24 protein-coding genes are annotated in these 24229 nt (G+C 61.4%); 10 read left to right on the top strand and 14 right to left on the bottom strand.

Features of this window, described 5'->3' with window-relative positions:
• Positions 1–354 precede the first annotated feature (354 nt).
• On the bottom strand, positions 355–1299 hold the full coding sequence (locus tag HBO19_RS26535; protein ID WP_169952118.1) for a DnaJ C-terminal domain-containing protein: 945 nt from the start codon (positions 1297–1299) through the stop codon (positions 355–357).
• A 272-nt stretch (positions 1300–1571) separates the two neighbouring features.
• Here HBO19_RS26535 and HBO19_RS26530 point away from each other — a divergent pair, with 272 nt between their 5' ends.
• On the top strand, positions 1572–2840 hold the full coding sequence (locus HBO19_RS26530; protein ID WP_169952120.1) for an Hsp70 family protein: 1269 nt from the start codon (positions 1572–1574) through the stop codon (positions 2838–2840).
• Between the two features lie 137 nt (positions 2841–2977).
• On the opposite strand, the gene HBO19_RS26525 is transcribed toward HBO19_RS26530, so the two are convergent.
• The 3 genes from HBO19_RS26525 to HBO19_RS26515 form a co-directional block, all read right to left on the bottom strand.
• Entirely contained in the window at positions 2978–3991 is a 1014-nt protein-coding gene (locus tag HBO19_RS26525; RefSeq protein ID WP_169952122.1) for an AI-2E family transporter, read from the bottom strand.
• 181 nt (positions 3992–4172) lie between these two features.
• On the bottom strand, positions 4173–4472 hold the full coding sequence (locus HBO19_RS26520) for a PsiF family protein (RefSeq protein WP_169952124.1): 300 nt from the start codon (positions 4470–4472) through the stop codon (positions 4173–4175).
• Positions 4473–4543: 71 nt separating this feature from the next.
• Positions 4544–5332, bottom strand: coding sequence for a helix-turn-helix transcriptional regulator (locus HBO19_RS26515; protein ID WP_170058620.1), 789 nt, complete (start codon positions 5330–5332; stop codon positions 4544–4546).
• A 97-nt stretch (positions 5333–5429) separates the two neighbouring features.
• On the opposite strand from HBO19_RS26515, the gene HBO19_RS26510 reads away from it, so the two are divergent.
• The gene (locus tag HBO19_RS26510; protein WP_170058619.1) at positions 5430–6302 is read left to right on the top strand and encodes a DMT family transporter; all 873 of its coding nucleotides are present in this window, start codon (positions 5430–5432) and stop codon (positions 6300–6302) included.
• Here the strand turns inward: HBO19_RS26510 and HBO19_RS26505 are convergent.
• Positions 6299–7189, bottom strand: a complete 891-nt coding sequence (locus HBO19_RS26505; protein ID WP_169952130.1) for a triacylglycerol lipase — start codon at positions 7187–7189, stop codon at positions 6299–6301. The two genes, HBO19_RS26510 and HBO19_RS26505, sit on opposite strands and share 4 nt — an antisense overlap.
• Before the next feature lie 177 nt (positions 7190–7366).
• Between HBO19_RS26505 and HBO19_RS26500 the strand changes: the two genes are divergently transcribed.
• A complete protein-coding gene (locus tag HBO19_RS26500; RefSeq protein ID WP_169952132.1) occupies positions 7367–7897 on the top strand; it encodes a ferritin-like domain-containing protein in 531 nt (176 codons plus the stop codon).
• 130 nt (positions 7898–8027) lie between these two features.
• On the opposite strand, the gene HBO19_RS26495 is transcribed toward HBO19_RS26500, so the two are convergent.
• Positions 8028–10097, bottom strand: coding sequence for an AsmA family protein (locus HBO19_RS26495; RefSeq protein WP_170058618.1), 2070 nt, complete (start codon positions 10095–10097; stop codon positions 8028–8030).
• A gap of 368 nt (positions 10098–10465) precedes the next feature.
• Here HBO19_RS26495 and HBO19_RS26490 point away from each other — a divergent pair, with 368 nt between their 5' ends.
• Both HBO19_RS26490 and HBO19_RS26485 read left to right on the top strand, forming a co-directional pair.
• Complete coding sequence (locus tag HBO19_RS26490) at positions 10466–10804, top strand: hypothetical protein (RefSeq protein ID WP_170058617.1); 339 nt, start codon at positions 10466–10468, stop codon at positions 10802–10804.
• A gap of 152 nt (positions 10805–10956) precedes the next feature.
• Positions 10957–11589, top strand: coding sequence for a TetR family transcriptional regulator (locus HBO19_RS26485; protein WP_076961541.1), 633 nt, complete (start codon positions 10957–10959; stop codon positions 11587–11589).
• Positions 11590–11594: 5 nt separating this feature from the next.
• Here HBO19_RS26485 and HBO19_RS26480 read toward each other — a convergent pair whose 3' ends face one another.
• Positions 11595–12113: a C40 family peptidase gene (locus tag HBO19_RS26480; protein ID WP_169952138.1), complete on the bottom strand. Its 519-nt coding sequence runs from the start codon at positions 12111–12113 to the stop codon at positions 11595–11597.
• A 309-nt stretch (positions 12114–12422) separates the two neighbouring features.
• Here HBO19_RS26480 and ureE point away from each other — a divergent pair, with 309 nt between their 5' ends.
• The 5 genes from ureE to HBO19_RS26455 all read left to right on the top strand — a co-directional run bounded on the left by ureE (position 12423) and on the right by HBO19_RS26455 (position 16119).
• Positions 12423–12923 carry an urease accessory protein UreE gene (ureE, locus tag HBO19_RS26475; protein WP_170058616.1) on the top strand — a complete coding sequence of 167 codons (501 nt, stop codon included), beginning with the start codon at positions 12423–12425 and terminating at the stop codon, positions 12921–12923.
• On the top strand, positions 12920–13594 hold the full coding sequence (locus tag HBO19_RS26470) for an urease accessory protein UreF (protein WP_170058615.1): 675 nt from the start codon (positions 12920–12922) through the stop codon (positions 13592–13594). The genes ureE and HBO19_RS26470 overlap by 4 nt, the downstream gene beginning before the upstream one ends.
• 9 nt (positions 13595–13603) lie before the next feature.
• Positions 13604–14218, top strand: a complete 615-nt coding sequence (ureG, locus tag HBO19_RS26465; protein ID WP_003217431.1) for an urease accessory protein UreG — start codon at positions 13604–13606, stop codon at positions 14216–14218.
• A 22-nt stretch (positions 14219–14240) separates the two neighbouring features.
• Complete coding sequence (locus HBO19_RS26460) at positions 14241–14813, top strand: HupE/UreJ family protein (protein WP_170058614.1); 573 nt, start codon at positions 14241–14243, stop codon at positions 14811–14813.
• Between the two features lie 184 nt (positions 14814–14997).
• Positions 14998–16119, top strand: coding sequence for an AGE family epimerase/isomerase (locus tag HBO19_RS26455; protein WP_169952146.1), 1122 nt, complete (start codon positions 14998–15000; stop codon positions 16117–16119).
• 111 nt (positions 16120–16230) lie between these two features.
• Here the strand turns inward: HBO19_RS26455 and HBO19_RS26450 are convergent, their stop codons facing one another.
• The 7 genes from HBO19_RS26450 to HBO19_RS26420 all read right to left on the bottom strand — a co-directional run bounded on the left by HBO19_RS26450 (position 16231) and on the right by HBO19_RS26420 (position 24007).
• Positions 16231–17136 carry a cation diffusion facilitator family transporter gene (locus HBO19_RS26450; RefSeq protein ID WP_169952148.1) on the bottom strand — a complete coding sequence of 302 codons (906 nt, stop codon included), beginning with the start codon at positions 17134–17136 and terminating at the stop codon, positions 16231–16233.
• 164 nt (positions 17137–17300) lie between these two features.
• A complete protein-coding gene (locus HBO19_RS26445) occupies positions 17301–18065 on the bottom strand; it encodes an SDR family oxidoreductase (protein WP_169952150.1) in 765 nt (254 codons plus the stop codon).
• A gap of 803 nt (positions 18066–18868) precedes the next feature.
• Positions 18869–19585 (bottom strand): ABC transporter ATP-binding protein, encoded by a 717-nt coding sequence (locus tag HBO19_RS26440; RefSeq protein ID WP_029300502.1) that lies wholly within the window; start codon positions 19583–19585, stop codon positions 18869–18871.
• Positions 19582–20457, bottom strand: a complete 876-nt coding sequence (locus tag HBO19_RS26435) for an ATP-binding cassette domain-containing protein (RefSeq protein ID WP_029300504.1) — start codon at positions 20455–20457, stop codon at positions 19582–19584. Before HBO19_RS26435 ends, HBO19_RS26440 begins: the two co-directional genes overlap by 4 nt.
• On the bottom strand, positions 20454–21731 hold the full coding sequence (gene livM, locus HBO19_RS26430; protein ID WP_169952152.1) for a high-affinity branched-chain amino acid ABC transporter permease LivM: 1278 nt from the start codon (positions 21729–21731) through the stop codon (positions 20454–20456). Before livM ends, HBO19_RS26435 begins: the two co-directional genes overlap by 4 nt.
• A gap of 2 nt (positions 21732–21733) precedes the next feature.
• Positions 21734–22648 (bottom strand): branched-chain amino acid ABC transporter permease, encoded by a 915-nt coding sequence (locus tag HBO19_RS26425; protein WP_029300506.1) that lies wholly within the window; start codon positions 22646–22648, stop codon positions 21734–21736.
• Between the two features lie 222 nt (positions 22649–22870).
• Complete coding sequence (locus HBO19_RS26420; RefSeq protein ID WP_104911477.1) at positions 22871–24007, bottom strand: branched-chain amino acid ABC transporter substrate-binding protein; 1137 nt, start codon at positions 24005–24007, stop codon at positions 22871–22873.
• Between the last annotated feature and the right edge of the window lie 222 nt (positions 24008–24229).

Genomic DNA, 24229 nt, shown 5'->3' with positions numbered 1-24229 from the left:
TCGCCGGGGCTCGACAGCTCCTACATTTCATTTGCGATGTGGCGCAAATCTATGCCCGCCAACGATCCTCGGTAGGAGCTGTCGAGCTTTAGCGAGGCAACGATGGCGGTGGGTCAGGCAGAATCAATGCTGGCAGTGCCGCCGCCATCGCAGCCTCGCCGGGGCTCGACAGCTCCTACATTTCTTTTGCGATGTGGCGAAAATTTGTGCCCGGCAACGATCCCCGGTAGGAGCTGTCGAGCTTTAGCGAGGCGGCGATGGCGGTGGGTCAGGCAGCATCAATGCTGGTAATGCCGCCGCCATCGCTGGCAAGCCAGCTCCTACAGGGTTTTGCTGATTTCCCACACAGGGCGGTTAGCGGCCCCAGGTTTCCCGTGGATCAAAATTGGCCTTTTGCGCCAGTTCCTGCCACAGCGCCTTGACCTCATCGTCACTGCTTTTGGGCATCACGGCCTTGAGCTGCACAAACAGGTACCCGCGCTGCCCGGCCTTGTTCAGCAAGCCATGGCCCTTGGCCCGCATGCGCTGGCCGTTCTGGCTGCCGGCCGGGACCTTGAGGTTGATCTTGCCGGTCAGGGTCGGCACTGCGACTTCCGCGCCCAAAGCCAATTCCCACGGTGCCAGCGGCAAGGTAATCACCAAGTTTTCGCCTTCCACCTCGAACTTCGGGTGCGGCGCAAAGCGGATGATCAGGTACAAGTCGCCATTGGCGCCGCCACCGATCCCCGGAGCACCCTGGCCCTTGAGGCGAATGCGCTCGCCATCGGCCACACCGGCCGGAATCTTCACGTTCAGGCTCTTGGTGGTGTTGCTGACGTGCTGGCCCGCCGCATTGTATTGCGGCACCTGGAAGCTGATTGCCTTGGGCTCGGTGGACAGGGTCTCCTCCAGGAACACCGGCAACTCCATCTCCACATCCTGGCCGCGTCGCCCGGGGCTGCGCCCCTGGGCGCCGCCAAAGCCGTTGCCACGCGAGCCGAAGATCGAGCTGAAGAAGTCCGAAAACTCGCCCGTATCCTGGCCACCGCCAAACCCGCCACGGCTCTGCCAACCTGGCGGCCCCTGGAAGGGCTGACCGTGCTGGCCATAGCGGCGCAATTCATCGTACTCGGCGCGCTTGTCGGCACTTTTCAGCGCTTCATAGGCTTCCGAGGCGTCCTTGAACTTCTCTTCCGCGTCCTTTTCCTTGCTGACGTCGGGATGATACTTACGGGCCAGCTTGCGATAAGCGGCCTTGATCTGCTTGTCATCGGCCGTCGGCTCGACACCAAGAATCTTGTAATAGTCTTTGAAATCCATGGGGGCATCACCATCCGTTATCGAGATCGCACAGTCGGGCCCTGCCTGCCTGGGCATTGCGGGGCGATTCGAGGTGCGTCAGAAAAATATCGGCGGCTTGCAGGACAAACTTGATCCTTTCGACAGCCACCAACCGTATGCACAGGAGTTGGGGGCAAGGAGCCGACCTTTCAAGGTAACAAGTCTGCTGTATTTAGCGGATAGTCGGCCTACGCATCTGCACGCGAGTGACATACACTGCGCGGCCGTTTTTTAACCGGAACCTGTTAGACATGAACAACACCTCTCCAGCCCGTGCCTGCGGCATCGACTTCGGCACGTCCAACTCCACTGTCGGCTGGATCCGTCCCGGCATGGAAACGCTTATCGCGCTGGAGGACGACAAGATCACCCTGCCGTCGGTGGTGTTCTTCAACTTCGAAGAACGCCGCCCGGTGTACGGCCGCCTGGCGCTGCACGAGTACCTGGAAGGCTACGAAGGCCGCCTGATGCGTTCGCTCAAGAGCCTGTTGGGCTCCAAGCTGATCAAGCACGACACCAGCGTGCTGGGCACGGCCATGCCGTTCAAGGACCTGCTGGGCCTGTTTATCGGCCAGCTCAAGAACCGCGCCGAAGCCACTGCCGGCCGTGAGTTCGAAGAAGTGGTACTGGGCCGCCCGGTATTTTTCGTCGACGACGACCCGATGGCCGACAAAGAGGCCGAAGACACCCTGGTGGACGTGGCCCGCAAGCTCGGCTTCAAGGAAGTCTCGTTCCAGTACGAGCCGATCGCCGCAGCCTTCGACTACGAATCCACCATTGAACAAGAAGAGTTGGTCCTGATTGTCGACATCGGCGGCGGTACCTCCGACTTCTCCCTGGTGCGCCTGTCGCCCGAGCGGCGCAAGCACGACAACCGCCACGACGACATCCTCGCCACCGGCGGCGTGCATATCGGCGGTACCGACTTCGACAAACAGCTCTCGCTGGCCGGCATGATGCCGCTGTTCGGCTACGGCAGCCGCATGAAAAGCGGGGCCTACATGCCCACCAGCCACCATATGAACCTGGCCACCTGGCACACCATCAACTCGGTGTACTCGCAAAAATCCCAGCTGGCCCTGGGCAGCATGCGCTACGACATCGAAGACACCGGCGGCATCGACCGCCTGTTCAAGCTGATCGAGCAGCGCGCCGGCCACTGGCTGGCGATGGAAGTGGAAGAAACCAAGATCCACCTCACCCACGACGACAGCCGCCACGTGCCGCTGGACCGGGTAGAACCGGGCCTGAGCGTGGAACTGAGCCGCGCCCTGTTCGAATCGTCCATCGACAACCTGCTGGAACGGGTGCGCAACAGCGTGACCCAACTGCTCGACGACGCCTCGGTGGACGTGGCCCAGGTCGACACGGTGTTCTTCACCGGCGGCTCCAGCGGCATCCCGGCCCTGCGCCACAGCATTTCGGCGATGCTGCCCAATGCCCGGCACGTGGAAGGCAACATCTTCGGCAGCATTGGCAGCGGGTTGGCGATCGAGGCAAGCAAGCGTTACGGCTACTGAGTATTAGCTGAAACCACGGCGCGCTCTTTCGCGAGCAAGCCCGCTCCCACATTTGGACCGCATTCCCAAGGCGGAACTCGGTCAACATGTGGGAGCGGGCTTGCCCGCGATAGGGCCAGCCTAGACGCCCTCAACCTTCAGACCATCCCACCCAGCTTCAACTCACTCTTCAAATACGCATAGTAAATCGGCCCTGCCACCACCCCAGGCAGGCCGAATGCGGCTTCAAACACCAGCATCGCCAACAACAACTCCCACGACTTGGCGCTGATCTGCCCGCCGACGATGCGGGCATTGAGGAAGTACTCGACCTTGTGGATCACGATCAGGTAGCCCAGCGCCGCCACCGCCACCCAGATCGACATCGACAACGCGACGATGGTGATCAGGGTGTTGGACATCAGGTTGCCGATCACCGGCAGCAGGCCCAGCAGGAAGGTGAGGACGATCAGGGTCTTGGTCAGCGGCAGGTGGATCCCCGCCAGCGGCAGCACCACCGCAAGGAAGATCCCGGTGAAGATGGTGTTGAGCGCCGCGATTTTGATTTGCGCAAAGACAATGTTGCGAAAAGCCTGGACCAGCAGGTGCAGGCGGTCGAACAACGCGGCGGCCAGGGGTTTGCGCTTGGTCAGGTCGGGGACCCGTTGTAGGGCGATGATGGCGCCCAGGACCATGCCGATCAGCAGGGTCACGAACATATGCGCCGCGTCCTTGCCCACCAGTTGCAGTTCGCTCAGGTGCTTGCTCAGCCATTCACCGATAGCCACGCGAAACTCGGCGGCGCTGGCCGGCAGGTAGGCGTCGAGGAACGGCGGCAGCTGGCCGCGCGCGCGGTCGACCACGCCCATGAATTTATCGAGGGAAGCCCCGGGGTTTTCCGCTTCGTGCAGCAAAAAGCTGATGGCACCGGCAAAAATCAGGGTCAGCACGCTGACAATCACGGTGCCGAGCAATGCCACCGCCAGCCAGCGCGCACGCCGGCCTTCGATCAAGCGTTGCAGTTGCGGGGTGAGCATGTTGACCAATTCGAAGACCAACAGGCCGGCCAACAGGCTGGGCAGCAGTTTTAACGGGAGGACCAGCAGCAACCCGCCGAAAATGATGATGTAGCTGGCCAGCAACAACACATGACGCTGAGAAAACGTTGGCATACAGCCTCTAAACGAACGGCGTTAAAGGATGGGCAGTCTGCCAGCCTTGGGGCAATCAAGCGAGAAGTCTGATGGTTGTGAACACCATCAACTGTGGGAGCGGGCTTGCCCGCGATGGCGCTGGTTGGCTGACACACCGCAATCGCGGGCAAGCCCGCCCCCACAGGGGTATTTAAGCGGGTCAGCCTTTAAGGCAGGTGCTCATAAAGGTTTTACGCGCATCGCCGGCCAGCGCCTTGGTTTTTGCCGTCGCGTTGCAGTCCTTCATTTTTTGCTGCTGCGGGGTCAGGGTCTTGGCGTCATTGGCGGCCGGGGCCGAGAGGCAGGTTTTCATGAAGGCCTTGCGCTCGTCGCCCTTCAAGGTCTTGGTGGAGGCTTCGGCGTTGCAGGTGGTCATTTTGTTTTGCTGGGCAGTGGCCGCAAACCCTTGGGAACAGAGCAGCAGACCGATCATCAACAACGGAATACGCAACATCTTCATGGAGTTTTCTCCCTGTTACCACGCCGAGGGGCGCGGCCTCCCCTGCAGTGTAGACAAAGCCTGTTACACCTTCACCTGCTACGTAAGTTCGTTCGTCGATACTGCTCCGGCGTACAGCCGGCCTGGCGCTGGAACATTGCAATAAACGCCGAGGCGGTGCTGTAGCCAAGGTCAAAGGCCACTTCCTGGACGCTGCGCGTGTTTTCCAGGGCCTCGATGGCCGCCAGAAAGCGCAGGCGCTGGCGCCATTCGCCAAAGCTCATGCCCAGTTCGCGCACAAATTGCCGGGCCAGGGTGCGCTCGCTGACGTGTACCTGCTGCGCCCATAGCGCCAGCGCGCGGTTGTCCCCGGGATCAGCCTGCATGCCTTCAAGCACGCTGAGCAGGCCGGGGCTGCTGGCATACGGCAGGAAACAGTCATGCACCGGCGCCTGGCGCAGTTGGTCCACCAGCACCTGGGCCAGGCGCACGTCGGCTTCGTTGGCCGGGATATTCACGTCGCGCTCGGCAAAATCACTGAGGATGGCCTTTAGGATGTTGCTGATGGTCAGGGTGCAGGGCTGCGTGGGCAATTGCTCGCACAGGGACGGCGCCAGGTACACCGAGCGGTAGATAATCGCCTGGGCGTTGTAGGAGCTGTGCTGGGTGTTGGGCGGGATCCACACCGCATATTGCGGCGGCGACATAAACCGGTTGCCGCCCACTTCAAAGCGCATCACGCCGCGGGCCGAGTAATCCAGGGAGCCCCAGGCATGCTGGTGGCGGGAGGCGCGGCTGTCGGCGGCAAATTCCGAGTAGCGAAAGTACACCGGGGCCGGTAGCACGTCGAAATCGGGCAGGTTGATGTAGGTCTTCGGCATATTGTCTGGATACAGAGGCGGCTTGTCTGGATCGAAGTATAGGCTTCGATCCAGACAAAGGATAATCACCCCTCACTAACGTTCCTGGTTCCTTGCAATGCAATACGCTTATCCACTGCTGGCCATCTTTATCTGGGCTGGTAATACCGTGGTCAACAAACTCGCCGTGGGCTCGATTTTCCCGGCCGAGATCGGTTTTTATCGCTGGCTGCTGGCCGCCATCCTGTTTACCCCGTTCATGCTCAAGCCAGTCATTGCCAACTGGGCGCTGATTCGCCCCAACCTAGGCAAGATCGCCGTGCTCGGCGTGCTCGGCATGGCGGTCTACCAGAGCCTGGCGTACTACGCCGCCAGCCTGACCAGCGCCACCAATATGGGGATCATCCTGTCGCTGATGCCATTGATGGCCCTGACTGCGGCGATTATCAGCCTCGGCCAGCGCCTGACCTTCGGCGCCCTGACCGGGGCGGTGCTGTCGTTTGCCGGGGTGGTGGTGGTGGTGTCGGCCGGCAGCCTCGGCGCGCTGCTGCAACACGGGGTGAACCTGGGCGACGCAATGATGCTGGTGGCCACCCTGGCCTATGCGATCTACAGCACCCTGCTGAAAAAATGGCAATTGCGTCTACCGCCCCTGGTGTTGCTGTATTTGCAGGTGTTGGTGGCGGTGGTGGTGCTGTTTCCGCTGTTCCTGGCCTCGGACAAGGTCGGCCTGGGCCCGTCGAATATTGGCCTGGTGGTGTACGCCTGCCTGCTGGCATCGATGATTGCGCCGCTTTCGTGGATGCATTCGGTCAAGCAGTTGGGGCCAAGCCGGACCACGCTGTTTTTTAACCTGCTGCCGCTGATCACCGCGCTGATTGCCGCAGTGGTGCTCAAGGAACAGCTGGCGCTGTATCACCTGATCGGCGGCGTACTGACGCTGGGCGGGGTGATTCTGTCGGAGCGCTGGACCACGCCGGTAAGGCGTTAAAGCCCGGCCGCCTTCAACCGCTGCGCATGTTCGACAAACAGGCGGATCGGCTCGGCACCCTTGCCCACCAGGCCCAGTGACTGGTTGACGATATCGAAATGGTCCAGCGCATAGTCATCGCCAATCACCGTGCCCAGGTGTGAGCTGTAACGCCCGACCATGCCGTCGCACTGGCCTTTCTCCTTGACGAAGGTGCGCGCAAACAGCCGGCAACTGCGGTTGGTGCCGTCCAGCAGGTTGCGCCCGCGATCGGTCTTGCCTGGCTGCAAGGTGCCGGACCAGGAGTAATAACGCACTCCGCCCACTTCTTCGGCGCCCTGCCCGCCCCAGGTGTCTGGCAGGCCTTGGGGGTATTGACGATTGAACAGCGCCACACCCGCGCTGGTCAGCGATTGATGGGAGGCGTGGATATCCGCCGCAAAACGCGGGCCGCGATAGCCGGTTTCGAGCAGGCCCATCACCACGCCCACCAGGCGCAACAACGCACTCATGATCCGGCCCTTGGCGCTGTCGGCCGGATAGTGGGTGTGCAGGTAGTCCGCCAATTCCGAACCATGATTGGGCCCGGCCACCGAGGTCACCGAGGCCACCCATTCCGGGCGTTTGGCCGCCGCGTAACGGGCGGTGAGCGAGCCCTGGCTATGGCCGATCAGGTTGACCTTGTCGGCACCGGTCTGGCGGCGAATCTGCTCGATCTGCACCAGCAACTGCTCGCCGCGTACCTCGCTGGAGTTGAGCGGCGCCACCTGCACCGCAAACACTTGCGCCCCGCCCGCACGCAAGGCCGGGACGATGCCGTACCAATACGGGTACAGCAGCAGCCGCACAAACCCGAGCATGCCCGGCACCAAAACCAGGGGATAACGTGTAGCCAATGTCTGCGGCATGGAGGCAAACGTCCTTCAAAGGGGCGATTGAGCTGATCCTAGACCAGCCCTGCGGCAATCGATATGACACCCGGCAACATCCGATAAAACTTTTTGCGCCGCGCAGCACTCACAACTTTGAGCGATCACACCCCGAGAGTGTGGCGCAAAACCGGATATCGCCCTGAGGAGATTGAAATGACCGACATGCATTTGTCTGACGTAAGCACCCTTCGCGAACGCGCGCGCAAGAATGTGGAAAACGGCGCAGTGACCGAAGGCTACAGCGCCGACCGCGAAGAGATCCTGCGCCTGCTCAACGAGTCACTGGCCACCGAACTGGTCTGTGTGTTGCGCTACAAGCGCCACTACTTCATGGCCAGCGGCCTGAAAGCCAGCGTGGCCGCCGATGAGTTCCTGGAGCACGCCAACCAGGAACTGGAACACGCCGACAAACTGGCCGAACGTATCGTACAGCTGGGCGGCGAACCAGAGTTCAACCCGGATCTGCTGTCCAAGCTGTCCCACGCACAGTACGTGGCCGGCAAGACCTTGAAGGACATGGTCTACGAAGACCTGGTGGCCGAGCGCATCGCGGTGGACAGCTATCGCGAGATCATCCAGTACATCGGCGAGAAAGACCCGACCACCCGCCGGATCTTTGAAGACATCCTGGCCCAGGAAGAAGAGCACGCCGACGATATGGCGGACATTCTCAAAGACCTGTAAGCCTGCCAGCAGCACTCACTAATGTGGGAGCGGGCTTGCTCGCGAGAGCGGTGTATCAGTCAGCATTTTTAGCGACTGACCCACCGCTATCGCGGGCAAGCCCGCTCCCACATTGGGTTGTGGGTTTGTTCTAGCCTTTCACCGTCTTCGGCGCCTTGCCTTCCCGCATCTGCTGCAACAGCGGCACGCACTGGTTGGGCTCATCCCCGCTCGGCGCCACCAGTGCCAGCAGGCCTGCCGCAGGTGCAACGATCACACCCAGCGCCACCATCCCCGCACCACGCAGCAATAGCGGCACTGCCTTGACCCCGGCATTGGGCTTGATGAACGGTCCGTTGACGTACAAGGGCGAACGCAGCGAAAACAGGCGAAAGCCCTTGGACTCTGGGGTGATTGTCAGGTCCAGTTGTTCGCTGGCCATGTTCGCGGTGCCGTCGATGTAGATGATCGCGTTCTCGGTGTCGAACACAAACAACCGACTGGTGGCCAGGCCGGTCTTGATGCCGAAGTCCGCCGCCGCGCAGTTGATCTTCACTTCCTTGTCGCCAAACATCTTGCCGACCACATAGTTACCGACGTTCAGCCCGGCGATTTCCATCAGGCCTCGGCTGATGGCACCGTCGTTGATGAGCATTTTCAGATCGCCATTGGCACTGCCCAACAAAGCCGCCACCGAGTTGCCGCGCCCGGCGATATCCGCATCGCCGTTTAGCTCGCCAAAGCTGGTCTTCATCGGTTCAAAGGTGGGGAACAGTTGCTTGAGCTTGAAGTTGCGCGCCGTCAGTTTCGCCCGGCCTTCCAGCGGGGTGATGCGGCCATTGAGGCGAATCTGTGCATCGAGCTTGCCGCCCGCCACACCGAAACGCAGGGGTTCGAGGCTCAGTTGGCCGTCGTTGAGCACCAGGTGCGTGTAGAGGTCGGTAAAGGGCAGTTCGGCGCTGTGGACAATGCGCTTGCCGGTGAACTCGACATCGGCGTCCATATCGCGCCAGCGCTCGGTGCGAAACTCCTCCACCGGCAGCACCTTGGTCGCCGGTTGCTTGCTTTCACCACCACGGGCCTTTTGCTTGGCGTTGGAGTCGGCACCGATCAGCGGCGCCAGGTCGGCCAGCAGCAGTTGGTTGGACACCAGTGCGCCACTGAGCTTTGGCCGTGGCTGGCTGGCGACATAGGCCAGGTCGCCGTGGATGTCGCTGTTGCCGATCTTGCCGTTGAAGTTTTCATAGCGGAACGACGCACCGCCCGCCTCATGCAACTTGGCGATCAGGCGCCCATCGGTGGAATAGGCCGGCGAGTCCGGCAGGGTCACGCCGGTCAGTGGGTAAAGGTTGCCCAGGCTGGTGCCAGACAGTTTCAGGCGCAGGTCCAGGGCGCCGAGGTTCAGTGGGTCGGTCAGGGTGCCGGCCAGGGCGATGCTGGTATCCCCGACCTTCGCCTGGGCCTGCAGGGGGAATGGCTTGGCGGCGTCTTGCAGGGCCAGCAGCCCGCCGATCTTGCCGCTGCCGGCGAGTTTCTGGCCGTGGTACTGGCCGCTGACCTTGAGGCCAAACGCATAGTCCTGGGGTGTGGCGCCCTGCTCCAGGGCTTTTTTTGCATCGCGCTCACCGACGATTTCGCTGAACGCAATCGGCTTGCCCAGGAGGTCGATCAGCACATCGAGACGGGTCTTGAGGGTCTGGTCGTCGAGGGTCACGTGGCCCTTGTCGAAGCCGATGGCGCCGATATCCACCACCCAACTGGACGGTTCGGCATTCGGGTCCTTGGGATCAAAGGTGAAGGCCCAGTTGGCGCGGCCATCGGCCAGGCGCTGCAATTGGGCACTCGGCTCGGTCAGGTCGATGCGCGGGATCACCACGCGCTGGGCCAGCAGGGCCAAGGGTGAGATGCGCAGTTCAACGCGCTTGAGGGTGACCATCTGCGGCTGTTTCGACCACTCGGGGTTGCCCAGGCTCAGGTCTTCGGCCACCACATGGGGCCACGGCACCCAGGCGCGCCAACCGCCCTCGTCCGGCTCGCGCTGCCAGACCACCGCCAGGTTGCCATTGATGGCAAAGGCGCGATGCAGCTCTTCCGAGACCTTGGCATTGAGTTGCGGCTTGATCCGGTTCCAATCGAAGAACACCAGGATCAGTACCACAGCGGCGATTAACAGAACGAAGCAGGCACTGCTCCAGGCGAGAATTTTACGAGTGCGCGTCATTGCACAGGGCTCCTGATTACGACTGCGCGTGCCACTGGCAACGCGCGCAAGGACTAAAGCTTATATGGCTACGACTGGCAAATGGCCTGGGGGTTTAACCGCAGATGGCAATTAGCGCTGAAAAGCGCTTTTTCTGACTAATCCGACAGCTTCTTTCATCAACGACGCACCGTTGTTACCCACGCCCGTGTCGAAAATACCCACCCCGGTGCAAAAGCGCGTGCTTGAGAGGCGCGATCTAGAGCCTCGGCGCAGAACAATCAATTCTGTTGATTATTACCATTGTGTTTATGAACTTTTATATCGAGATATCGAGAGTAGCATTAGCCCTGTACCCACTTTATCGCCCTCCCAAGGAGCAACTCATCATGAAACGCCAATTACTGCTCAGTGTTGCACTCTCTGTCCTGGCCACCAGCGCTTTTGCCCTGCCAGCTGCCGAACAAGCCATCCCGCAAGCCAAGGCTGACGCCACGCACATCGGTCAGACCGTTGCCGAAGGTGGTCGCGATCGCCTGGAACAAAAAGGCCTGGTTGAAGGTGGCTCGGACCGTCTGCAAAAACGCGAATTCGTCGCCGAAGGCGGCCGTGATCGCCTGGAACAAAAAGGCCTGGTTGAAGGTGGCTCGGATCGCCTGCAACAACGCGAATTCGTCGCCGAGGGCGGTTCCGACCGTCTGGATGACATGCATAAAGCTACGAGCTAAGCCTGTGCTGGCCCTGAAAAAAGCCCGATCCCCAGAGATCGGGCTTTGACTTTGTGGGATCTGCGCCACCTTTGTCCCGTTACAAGTTCGACGCAGGCAAAGTTGATTTGCTAGAGTGCGTCGCTGTCCTTGTCTACAAAGCCCACCCGCCAATGCTGCCCCGCGCCGAACAGAAGCAACAGACCCGCCTTGCCTTGATGGACGCAGCCCGCCATCTGATGGAGGGTGGCCGAGGGTTTGGCAGCCTGAGCCTGCGCGAAGTGGCCAAGAGCGCTGGCATCGTGCCCACCGGCTTTTACCGACACTTTGCCGATATGGACCAATTGGGCCTGGTGCTCGTCAGTGAGGTCGGCCAGACCTTCCGTGCCACCATCCGCCTGGTACGCCACAACGAATTCGTCATGGGCGGCATCATCGATGCCTCGGTACGGATCTTTCTCGATGTAGTGGCGGCCAACCGTTCACAATTCCTGTTCCTCGCCCGCGAGCAATACGGCGGTTGCCTGGCCGTGCGCCAAGCCATCGGCGCCTTGCGCGAAGACATCACCTCGGACCTGGCAGCCGACCTGACGCTGATGCCCAAGCTGCAGCACCTGGATGCCGACGGTTTGCATGTGATGGCCGACCTGATCGTCAAGAGCGTGTTCGCCACCCTGCCCGACATTATCGACCCGCCCGCCGCGGCCTTGCCGGCGCACCTCACGCCCCAGGCCAAGATCACCCAGCAACTGCGCTTTATCTTTATCGGCCTCAAGCACTGGCAAGGCCTGGGCAGCACCGAATAGGCCGGTCAGCGCAGCGCCTGGAAACGCTTGGCGGTGGTGTAGTTTTTCTTCCAATAGCTGTTGGCCAGTGAGTCGATGCGGATGCTCTTGCCCTTGCGCGGCGAATGAATGAACTTGCCCTCGCCCACATACAGGCCGACATGGCTGACCTGGTTGCGCCCATTGGCCCTGAAAAATACCGCATCGCCCGGTTGCAGCGCGTCACGCTTGATCGTCGCCGCCGTTGACCGGTGCATCGCCGCCGTGGTGCGCGGGATGACAATGTTGGCCTCGGTCTTGAACAGATAGACCAGCAAGCCGCTGCAATCGAACCCCTGGTCCTGAGAGCTGCCGCCCCATTTGTAGGCGGTGCCGAGCAATTGGTGGGCGCGGTCGACTACATTCTCGATACTCGGCTGCGGCACGGCCTGTAGCGAGGCACTGAAGGGCGCCAGTGAGGTGTGGCGCTTGTTGAAGTTGGCCGAAGCCGATGACGTGACGCCAAACAGGCCGACCATCACTACACATAAAAATGACTTGAACATGATGAACAACGCAGTGGATTAAACACGGGGTGCAATCCTAGTGAAGCGATGCGAAGCAAGATGAACGGCAAATCCAAGATGGTCGTAGGACAAATCCCAAATCACCCCTAGCTATAAATAGCCCCGGCCAAATCGCCCAATTCAGGTGCCATCGCCCCCTGCGGCGCACCAAAATAGATCACTCCAACCTCCTGCCACCGCCCCGTTTAGTGGCGCAATGCCCAGAACCTACGGCTATTTCCTACGCTAAGCGTGGTTGGCAAGCCCCTTGCTCTAGCCTGTTTATCGCTCATTGCTGGAAGCTTCCCGATGCTGGTCATCCACCGCCGAATTGCGCCCCAACCCACCTGGGCCGCGGAGTTGCTGCTGAACTTCGAAGCCCGCAGCAAAAGCCGCCTGCGCTGTTTCAGTGCCGAGGGTGAAGATGTCGGCTTGTTTCTGGAGCGCGGCCAGCCGCCACTCTACGATGGGGAATTCCTACAAGCTGAAGACGGACGTGTCGTACGCGTCTGCGCACGCCCTGAACAACTGCTGCACGTCACCTGCAGCAGCGCCTTTGAACTGACCCGTGCGGCCTATCACCTGGGCAACCGGCATGTGGCCCTGCAAGTGGGGGACGGCTGGCTGCGCCTGCTCGATGACTACGTGCTCAAGGCCATGCTGGAGCAACTGGGGGCCCATACCGCAACCCTCGAAGCGCCGTTCCAGCCCGAGCACGGAGCCTACGGTGGCGGTCATCATCACTCGCGCCACGGTGACGAAGACTTCAACTACCCGCCCAAACTGCATCAGTTCGGCGTGCGCCTGTGAATCCGGCCTGGGCGCTGCTGCGTCTGGCCAGTCCGCAATTGCCGATTGGCGGCTACAGCTATTCCCAAGGCCTGGAAATGGCCGTGGACAATGCCCGTGTCAGCGATGCCGACAGCGCCCGACGCTGGATCAGCGACCAACTGTTGCTCAACCTCGCGCGCTTCGAAGCGCCGCTGTTGCTTGCCCATTGCCAGGCGGCAGCTGCCCAGGACTGGGTGGGCCTGCGCCAACTGTGTGAAGAACACCGCGCCAGCCGCGAAACCCGCGAGCTGTTCCAGGAGAGCCGGCAAATGGGCTACTCCCTGCAACAACTGCTCAACGGCCTGCCGGAACTGGATGACGCGGCGCGGCGCTTTCTCGACACCACCCACGAACCCCATCTGGCCCTGGGCTGGGCACTTGCCGCACGAGCCTGGGCGATCAGCCCCGACGATGCCCTGGCCGCCTGGCTGTGGAGCTGGCTGGAAAACCAGTTGGCCGTGCTGATGAAGACCCTGCCCCTGGGCCAACAGGCCGCCCAACGCCTGACCAGCGAACTGCTGCCGTTGCTGCAACAAGCCCAGCAGGACGCCAACCAGCGCGATCCCCACCACTTTGGCAGCGCCGCGTTCGGCCTGTCCCTGGCATGCATGGCCCACGAGCGCCAGTACAGCCGCCTGTTCCGTTCCTAGGAGAACCCCATGAACACACAACCTTTGCGCGTCGGTATCGGCGGCCCCGTTGGCTCCGGCAAGACCGCCCTGACCCTGGCGCTGTGCCTGGCCCTGCGTGATCGCTACAACCTGGCGGTGGTCACCAACGACATCTACACCCGCGAAGACGCGGACTTTCTGGTACGCAACCAGGCCCTGGCGCCCGAGCGCATCATCGGCGTAGAAACCGGCGGCTGCCCGCACACGGCGATTCGCGAAGATGCGTCGATCAACCTCGAAGCGGTGGATCAACTGAACCGGCGTTTTCCCGGCCTCGACCTGATCCTGGTGGAGTCAGGCGGTGACAACCTATCGGCCACCTTCAGTCCAGAACTGTCGGACCTGACCATCTATGTGATCGATGTGTCGGCCGGCGACAAGCTGCCACGCAAGGGCGGGCCGGGGATCTGCAAGTCGGACCTGTTGGTGATCAACAAGATTGACCTGGCGCCGCTGGTCGGTGCTTCGCTGGAACTGATGAACAGCGACACTCAGCGCATGCGCGGCGGCAAGCCATTTGTCTTCAGCAACCAGAAAACCGGGGTCGGCCTGGAAGAAATCGTCGCCTTTATCGAACGCCAGGGCCTGCTGACCGCAGCCTGATCCCCTTACCAAGGAGCTGTTTATGAGCCTCAACAAACTGTTTGCCGCCGCCGCCCTGCTACTGGCCCCGGCCCTGGCCCTGGCCCATCCGGGCCACGGCGACAATGGCCTGGTGGCCGGTATCAGCCATCCCCTCGGCGGGCTGGACCATTTGCTGGCGATGCTGGCCGTCGGCCTGTGGGCGGCACAGCAACAAGGCGCGGCGCGTTGGGCGCTGCCGTGTACGTTTGTCGGCACCATGCTGATCGGTGGCGTGCTGGGTTTTGAAGGGTTGGCCTTGCCGGCCCTGGAGAGCGGGATTGCCGCGTCGGTGCTGGCCCTGGGCCTGGCAGTGGCCTTGGCGATCCGCCCGCCGGTGGCGGTGGCCGTGGCCGCAACAGCCGCGTTTGCCCTGTTCCATGGCGTGGCCCATGGCCTGGAGCTGCCGGACATGACCAGCCCTTGGGCGTATGCGGCCGGGTTCGTCGGGGCGACGGCGGTGCTGCATGCGGCCGGGTATGCGCTGGTGCGTTTCCTGCCAGCTGCGGCGGCACCGCTGGTGCGGGTGGCGGGTGCGGCTTCGGCGGCGACGGGGGTTTGGTTGCTGGCGGGCTGAGTCTTTTGGCGCCTGTAAGGTACTCATCGCAGGCAAGCCAGCTCCTACATTTGACCGAGTTCTACCTTTGGAATGGGGTCGAATGTGGGAGCGGGCTTGCTCGCGATAGCGGTAGCAAAACCACCGCAGCCCCCAAGCCTGCTACCATGCGCGGCAAACACCCCTGCCGTGACGACGCCAGCCGATGCCCATCGCTCCAAGCTCTGCCAACAAGCCTCAATTGAACGCTGTGCTCACGCACTTCAACGACCTGATCGTGCCGCTCTGGCAGGGTCCGGGCTGGAATGCCGAGTTGGCGCTGCCCTATGAGGCGCTGGATGCCGATCACCGCCCGTTGCCCCCGCAACGCTACCGCGCCATGGCCTGTGCCCGACAGTTGTATGTGTTTGCCAGCCTGATCGGCGCGCCGGGCAAGGACTTTGCCGAAGAACGCGCCGCGACGCTGTTTCGCTCGCTGCAACGGCACTTTCATGACGCCGAGCACGGCGGCTGGTTCTACAGCATCGACCCCCACGGCCAGCCGCTGGACAAGCGCAAAGACCTGTATACCCACGCGTTTATCATCTTCGCCTGCGCCCATTACTGGGCCAAGGTTCGCGAGCCGTTGGTGGAGTCGGTGCTCAATGCCGCCCTGGAAGTGGTCGCCGAGCGCTTTGCCACGGGCGACGGCCTGTATGAAGCGGTCCTGGAGCGTAACTGGTCGTCCCTCAAGTCCGGCCCGCTGCAGAACCCGCTGATGCACCTGGCCGAGGGCTTCCTCGCCACCCTCGCAGTGCGTGAAGATGCGGCGGTGCAACAGGCCCTGCTGGCACTGGCGACGGCCATGCAGCGACGCTTTATCGAACGCCAGCATGGCGTAATGATGGAAAAGCCCCTGGGGGCTGTGGATAACTGGTTCGAGCCGGGGCATCAGTTTGAATGGTTCTTCCTGCTGGAGTCCTCGCCCCTGCTGCGCGGCACTGCGCTGCATGCCTCGCTGAGCCGGGCATTCGCCTATGCCGAGCAAACCGGTGTGGATAACCTCAGTGGCGCGGTCAGCGGCATGTTGGCGCTGGACGGCAGCGTGCGTGACGCCACCCAGCGCATCTGGGCCCAGGCCGAGTACCTGCGCGCACTGACCTTGCGCCCGGGCAGCGCGGCAGTGCTGGAGCGCCAGTTGCTGGCGTTGCAGCAGCATTTTTTACATGCCAAGGGCTGGAATGAGTGCCTGGATGCCAAGGGTGAGGTGAGCCGGCGGGATATGCCGTCGACTACGCCTTACCATTTGGCGACCTGCTATCAGGCGTTGAGCGAGTTTCTCGGCTGATCTTTCTGGCCCCATCGCAGGCAAGCCAGCTCCCACACTTGAAGGGGTTCACCCTTCAACAATGTGGGAGCTGGCTTGCCTGCGGTAGCCTCACCTCGGTCTAACGGCCGATCAAGCAATCCACTTGCGATCCCCAGTAAAGCTGATCGTCAACCACCGCGCCTTGTCCGGCGCGCCCAGCCCTGTGGATATCTCTTCGCGCAGCCCGTCGAGCGTCGCGACCTTATCCACCGGGTAGTCCGCCGGCAGCACCACATGAATCTCGATAAACCGCGCCCGCCCGTGCTTCTGCACGTAGGACACGTAGTCGTCGAAACCATGCCGGGCCTGGGCCGCGTCCATCACTTCGCGCACTTTGTCGTCCAACTGGTCGGGGGCAATTCCCAGCACATCGCGCAAGGCCGGGCGCAAGATCTTCAACGCCGGCGCCAGCATGCTCAGGGCCAGCAGGATCAGGATCAAGGGGTCGACGTACACCGCCCACTCGCCATAGCCCTGGGACTTGAGCAGCAGCGCGGCCAGGAAGCTCACCAGCAGGCCCACGGAGAGCATGGCGTCTACCAGCCAACTGATGTTGTCGAACTGGATCAGCGACGACTGCAGCTTGCGGTTGCGGTGCCGCACATAGAAGAAGTAGGCGAACTCGACCACGGTAAACACCGCAGCGTAGATGATCACCAGCCCCAACTCGATCTCGCGCCCGCCATTGATAATGCCGAACACCCCGTTGAGAAACGCGTAGATGGCGATCAACAGCAGGAAACTGCCTTCGATCAGCAACACCATCGGCTCCAGGTGCCAGTAGCCGAACTGGAAGCGATCGTTGCTTTTCTTGGCGATCAGCTTGGCCGTGATCAGCATCAGCACCTTGATAAAGGTCGCGATCAGCGAGAAAAAGCCGTCGAATAAAATGGATTGGGCGCCTGATATCACACCCGTGACAATCCCGGCGATCGCCACGGCGAACATCAGGATGGTCGATTGTTTGAGCAGTGCCTGCTCACCTCGGTTACTCACATATCCTCCTGTCAAAACCTTTAAACCGCTGGGTGCGGTGGGGTTTTCAGGAGTGGAGTGTACCTTATGCCGCCTTTTGGCCGATTTGCCGCCTTCGCGAGCAAGTCGAATCGGCGGTGCGGCGATTGGACTTGCTCACGAAACAGGCGACGCGGTCTCAAGCCTTACTTGGCCCCACGCTCAATCGCAAACCCAGCCCAGGTCTGGCTTACCGGCATCAGCTCCAGGCGGTTGATGTTCACGTGCGCCGGGGTGTTCATCACCCAGAAGATGGTGTCGGCAATGTCCTGCGGCTGGATCGGCTCGGCGCCGGCGTAGGTGGCGTCGTAACGCGCCTGGTCACCGCCAAAGCGCACCAGGGAGAACTCGCTCTCGCACAGGCCCGGCTCGATGTTGGTCACGCGCACGCCGGTGCCTTGCAGGTCACAGCGCAGGTTCAGGGAGAACTGTTTGACGAACGCCTTGGAGCCGCCATACACGTGGCTGCCCGGGTATGGGTAGTTGCCGGCGATGGAGCCCAGGTTGACGATCCCGGCGCCACGGCCATGGGCGATCAGGCGCGGCAGCAACAGGCTGGTGGTGGTCAGCAGGCCCTTGATATTGGTGTCGACCATGGTCTCCCAATCGTCGAGGCTGCACTTGGGCGCCGGGTCGGTGCCCACGGCCAGGCCCGCGTTGTTGATCAGCCCGCGCAGCTTGCTGAACGACGCCGGCAGGTTGGCAATCGCCTCTTCCATGCCCTTGCGGTCACGCACGTCCACTACCAGGCCATGCACCTCGGTTTGCTTGGAAAGCTCTTCGACCAGGGCATTCAAGCGCTCGGCACGTCGACCGGTGAGCACCAGTTTCCAGCCAGCCTCGGCAAAGCGACGGGCACAGGCTTCGCCGAAACCTGAGGTTGCGCCAGTAATAAACAGCGTGTCGGACATGGTGTTCTCCTTGCGGGCATCGAGAAAAAATCAGCCAGCAGAATGCCCTTACGCCGCCGTCGCGGCAACCGCTATGCACACAACTTGAAGCACACCTGGTCAATTTTTAACCACCACAGGCAAAGCCTTATAAAACGTGGCGCGCAGCCATGTGCGCGCAGGTTATCCACAGCTGCGCCCACAGTCTTTGGGGGCAAGTGCAAAACCCTCCAGGCCGCTGTGCACAAGGCTTTCAGGGCGATTCAAAAAGTTTTTTGCTTGACCTTGGGCGGCCCATATGTAGGCCCATGGGGGAGGACGCGCCAGGAGGCATGGCTCCAGGCCAGTAAATCCGGCCCCTGCACACGTCTTTCCAGAGTTTAACCACAGACTTATCCACAGGCTTGCAGGTCATGTTCCGGTCATATACCTGTGTCTATGAACAGGTTGACAAAACCTGCGGCACCTCCCGAAAAAGCCCCTGATCAAAAAACAGCCACCGCGCTGTAAGCCCCGTAGATAAAGGCGTACAGCCAGCTACTCCCATGTTACCCACAGCCGGTTCCACAGTGGATGGGGACAAGTCATTTGTGTGACAAAACAGGGATTTGCGGCGGCTATATGTCGCGCTTTGGGAGGTGTGTGGATTTGTTTTCCACAATTTGCCGGAAGGCCTGCGGACTACCGAAAAATGTAGGCGCCGGCTTTATGTGGGAGCCGGGCTTGCCCGCGATGGCATCACCTCGTTGTACCTGAAATACCGAGGTGTCTGCATCGCAGGCAAGCCAGCTCCCACACAAGCCGGCGCCTAGGGTGATGGCGGGTTAGTGCCCGCCGAGGTAGGCGTTGCGCACTTCCTCGTTCACCAGTAGCTCCTTGCCACTGCCGGTCAAACGGATTTCGCCGTTGACCATCACATACGCCCGGTCAGACAGGCGCAGCGCGTGGTTGGCGTTCTGCTCCACCAGGAAGATGGTCATCCCGGTGGCCGCCAGTTCGCGCAAGGTGGCAAAGATCTGCTTCACCACAATCGGTGCCAGGCCCAGGCTCGGCTCATCGAGCAGCAACAGCTTGGGCCGGCTCATCAACGCCCGGGCAATGGCGAGCATTTGCTGCTCGCCACCGGACATGGTCATGGCCCGCTGGTTACGCCGCTCCTTGAGCCGTGGAAACAGCTCGAACATGCGCTGCATATCCTCGCTGGCGTGCTTGTCGCCAATGGGGATGGTGCCCATCAGCAGGTTTTCCTCGACGGTCATGTCGGGGAACACCCGCCGCCCTTCCGGGGACTGGGCGATGCCGTTGGAGGCAATGTAGTGGGACGACTTGTGGGTAATGTCCACGCCCTGGTAGAGGATCTGCCCGGACTCGGCACGCGGCTGGCCGAAGATCGACATCAGCAGCGTGGACTTGCCCGCGCCGTTGGAGCCGATCAGGCTCACGGTTTCGCCCTCGTCGATGTGCAGCGAGACTTTCTTCAGGGCCTGGATCGGGCCATAGAACACGTCCAGGTCCTTCATTTCGAGGATAGGCGTCGTCATACCAGCTCCTCCTCATCGGCGCCCAGGTAGGCCGCGATCACTTTCGGGTCGTTACGGATCGCTTCCGGCCCGCCCTCGGCAATGACGTTGCCGTGGTCCAGCACCACGATGTGGTCGGAAATACTCATCACCATGCCCATGTCGTGCTCGATCAGTACCACTGTGAGGTCGTGTTCGTCGCGCAGCAGGCGAATCATCGCACTAAGGGCTTCGGTTTCCTGGGGGTTGAGGCCCGCTGCCGGTTCGTCCAGGCAGATGATCTGCGGCCGGGTGCACATCGCACGGGCGATTTCCAGGCGGCGCTGCTGGCCGTAGGACAGCTCGCCAGCCAGGCGGTTGGCGCAGTCCACCAAATCCACCACTTCCAGCCAGTAAAAGGCGTGGTCCAGTGCGTCGCTTTCTGCCTTGCGGTAGCCCTTGGTGTTGAGAATGCCCGCCAGCATGTTGCGGTTGACCCACATGTGCTGGGCCACCAGCAGGTTTTCCACCACCGACATTTCCTTGAACAGGCGAATGTTCTGGAAGGTACGGGCCAGGCCTGCGCGGTTCACCAGGTGGGTGCCGCCGAACATCTTGTAGTACACCCGACTGAAAAAGCTCTTGGGCGACACGAAGTCGGTAGGCTTGAAGCGCTCGCCGAGCAACTGGATCACGTTGGTCTGCTTGCCGCGGATGTTGAGTTCGATCTTGCCGCCGCTGGCCGTATAGAAGCCGGTCAGGCAGTTGAACACCGTGGTCTTGCCGGCGCCGTTGGGGCCGATCAGGGCGAAGATCGAGTTGCGTTCGACCTTGAGGCTCACATCGCTCAAGGCCTTGATGCCACCGAAGTGCATCATCAGGTGTTCCACGTTGAGGACAACTTCCTTGCTCATGGCGCTACCCCCTTGCGTGGTGTCACACCGGTACGGCTGATCCGGATCAGGCCCCGTGGCCGCCAGATCATCATCACCACCATCAACACGCCAAACAGCAACACCCGGTACTCGGAGAAGCTGCGCAGCAGTTCAGGCGCCACGGTCAGCACGAACGCGGCAATGACCACGCCCACCGTCGAGCCCATGCCACCCAGTACCACGATGGCGAGGATCAGCGCCGACTCGAAGAAGGTGAACGAAGACGGGTTGACGAAGCCCTGGTAACTGGCAAAGAACACCCCGGCCAGGCCGGCCGTCGAAGCGCCGATGGTGAAGGCCGAGAGCTTGACCAGTACGTGGTTCAGGCCCATGGAACGGCAAGCGATTTCATCCTCGCGCAAGGCTTCCCAGGCGCGGCCCACTGGCATGCGGGTCAGGCGATGCTTGATGTACAGCACCAGCAGCACCACCAGAAACAGCACGATGTAGATGAACAGGAACTTCACGTTGGGGTTGTAGGCGATGCCGAAGAACTCATGGAACGGCACCCCGCCCTCCTTGGCACGCCGGCCGAACTCCAGGCCGAGGAACGTCGGCGATGGCACCGGCATACCGTTTGGCCCGCCGGTAAACGACAGCCAGTTATTGAGCACCAGGCGGATGATTTCACCAAAACCCAGGGTCACGATGGCCAGGTAGTCACCGTGCATTCGCAACACCGGGAACCCGAGGATGCACCCCGCCAGCGCAGCAGCAATGGCCGCCAGCGGCAGCACCGTCCAGAACCCCAGCCCGAGGTATTGGTAACCCAGGGCCAGGCCGTAGGCGCCGATGGCGTAGAACGCCACGTAACCCAGGTCAAGCAGCCCGGCCAGGCCGACCACGATGTTCAGGCCCAGGCCCAGCAACACGTAGATCAGCCCGAGGATCACCACGGTCAGCAGGTATTTGTTGGCGAAAAACGGAAAGACAATGGCGATCACGATCAGCGCCGGGATGATCCAGCGCAGCCGCGACTTGTAGTCCGGCGCCAGCACATGCACGCCAGAGCCCGAGCTTTCAAAACCCTGGAGAATCTTCAAGCCCTTGGGGGTTTGCAGGAACAGGCTCATGAGCAGGCGCCCGGCCATGACGATGGCCACCAGCAAGCCGACGCGGGCCGGTTCCAGGTTGAAGCTGTAGCCGTCCAGGACCACGCCGACGATGGGGCCGAATACGATCAGGGAAATCAGCCCGGCGAGGACCGCATCGACCACACTTTTCTTGATATCGATAGATTTGGCAGCAGACATGTTTACACCTTCGCCACGAGCGGGCGACCAAGCAGGCCCTGGGGACGGAAAATCAGAATCACCACCAGCAGGGAGAAACTGAACACGTCTTTGTAGTCAGAGTTGATCAACCCCGAGAACAGCGACTCGGAAATCCCCAGGATAATCCCGCCCAGCATCGCCCCAGGCAGGGAGCCGATGCCGCCGAGTACCGCTGCGGTAAATGCCTTGATGCCGATGATAAAGCCGGCATAGAAGTCGAACGTGCCGTAGTTCAGGGTGATCAGCACACCGGCCAGGGCCGCCATGGCGGCACCGATGACAAAGACGTAGGAGATCACGCGGTCGGTGTTGATCCCCAGGATCGAGGCCATCTTGCGGTCTTGCTGGGTCGCGCGGCACATGCGGCCGAGCTTGGTGTACTTGATGATGTAGGTCAGCAGCGCCATGCCGGCAAAGGCCGCGACCAGGATGAAGACCTTGGTGTAGGTCAACTGTACGAACCCGGTGCCGATATCGACGCGCCAGGCGCCGGCCAGCAGGGTGGGAATGCCTTGTTGCTTGGCGCCCTGGGCGATCTGCGCGTAGTTCTGCAGGATCAGCGAGATCCCGATGGCGCTGATCAGCGGGGCCAGGCGAGTGGAGTTGCGCAACGGTTTGTAGGCGACACGCTCGATGACCCAACCATAGACGCCGGTGACGACGACGGTGAATATCAGGGTGCCGAGAATGAGCAGCGGGAAGGATTCGAGGCCGAAATAAGCCAGCAGTGCCAGACTGATCGCCGCGAGGTAAGCGGAAATCATGTAAACCTCGCCATGGGCGAAGTTGATCATGCCAATGATGCCATAGACCATTGTGTAGCCGATGGCGATCAGGCCATAGACCGACCCGAGGGTCAGGCCGTTGACCAGTTGCTGCAGGAAAATACCATCCATAACGCAATCTCACGCGGTGAGAACCTGCACACCCTTGGGCGTGCGGCCCTTCTGGAGGAAAAAACAGATCTGGTACCGGACGCAATGGCCCGGGCAACCGCGATCCAGTGTGGGAGCTGGCTTGCCGGCGATAGCGGTCTCACATTCAACACAGGTGCTGGCTGTCAGTCCGTCATCGCGGGCAAGCCCGGCTCCCACAAGGGGTCGGCGGTGGCTGGTTGATTACTTCTGCTTTTCCAACTGGTGGTACTTGCCGTCCTTGTCCCACTGGTACACCACGTAGTCGGAGACCTTCAGGTCACCCTTGGTATCCCATTCCTTCTTGCCCATCACGGTTTGCACCGGGTTAGCCTTGAGCCACTTGGCCGCGTCTTCACCCTTGTTGGACTTGGCGCCGTTGAAGCCGGCCGCCAGGGCCTGGATCGAGGCGTAGGCGTACAGGGTGTAGCCTTCAGGCTCGGTGCCATTTTTGCGGAACTCTTCCACCACGGCCTTGCTGTCTGGCAGCAGGCGCGGGTCGGCGCCGAAGGTCATGTAGACGCCATCGACGTATTGCGCACCACCGGCGGTCGCCACCAGTTCGTCGGTCACCACACCATCGTCGGACATGAACTTGACGTCTTTGAGGCCCGCTTCACGGATCTGGCGCACCAGTGGGCCGGCTTCCGGGTGCAGGCCGCCGAAGTACACGACATCGGCGCCCAGCGAACGGATCTTGGTCACCAGGGCGCTGAAGTCTTTCTCGCCACGGGTCAGGCCTTCTTCGAGCACCGGCTTGACGCCGCGCTTGGTCAGTTGGGCTGCGGTGGCATCGGCCAGGCCTTTGCCGTAGGTGTCCTTGTCGTTGATGACCGCGACTTTCTTGCCCTTGAGCACGTCGACGATGTAGTCGCCGGCCACGATGCCCTGCTGGTCATCCCGCCCGCACATGCGGAACATGGCGCCCAGGCCACGCTCGGTCACTTGGGGGTTGGTGGAGCCTGGAGTGATTGCGATGATGCCCGCTTCGTCGTACACCTCGGAGGCTGGAATGGTGTTCGACGAGCAGAAGTGCCCGACCACGCCGATCACTTTGTCCTGGTCGGCCAGGCGGTTGGCCACGGCTACGGCCTGCTTGGGTTCGCACGCGTCGTCACCGGCCACCAGCTTGATCTGCTCGCCGTTGATCCCGCCCGCCTTGTTGATCACATCGGCCGCCGCCTGGGCACCTTTCATGTACTGCTCACCGAAGGCAGCGTTGGCACCGGTCATCGGCCCCGCCACGCCAATCTTCACATCAGCTTGAACAAACGTAGAAACGCCCAGCGCGGCAGCTACCGCGAGGGCCAGGAAACCTTTCTTGTAAAACGTCTGGGACATGAGTGGTGCTCCGAGTTTTTTGTTGAATGGGCACTGCAATTTCACTTCAAACTTTCACTTGAAACCTTCACTGGAAAGCTGAGAGCAAGCGGCGTGCCATTGCGTTTTTATATTTCAAAAAGACACGGTGTCATTGTTATTACAGGCGTTTCGGTGCCTTTTTGGCGGGACGTGCAACCCTCTGGAACGCAGAGGTGCAACCACTGGCCCGAAAGAGTGAAA

This window comes from Pseudomonas sp. WS 5021, from assembly GCF_012985535.1.
Taxonomy (GTDB): Bacteria; Pseudomonadota; Gammaproteobacteria; order Pseudomonadales; family Pseudomonadaceae; genus Aquipseudomonas.
This window is presented reverse-complemented; position numbering and strand designations above follow the sequence as displayed.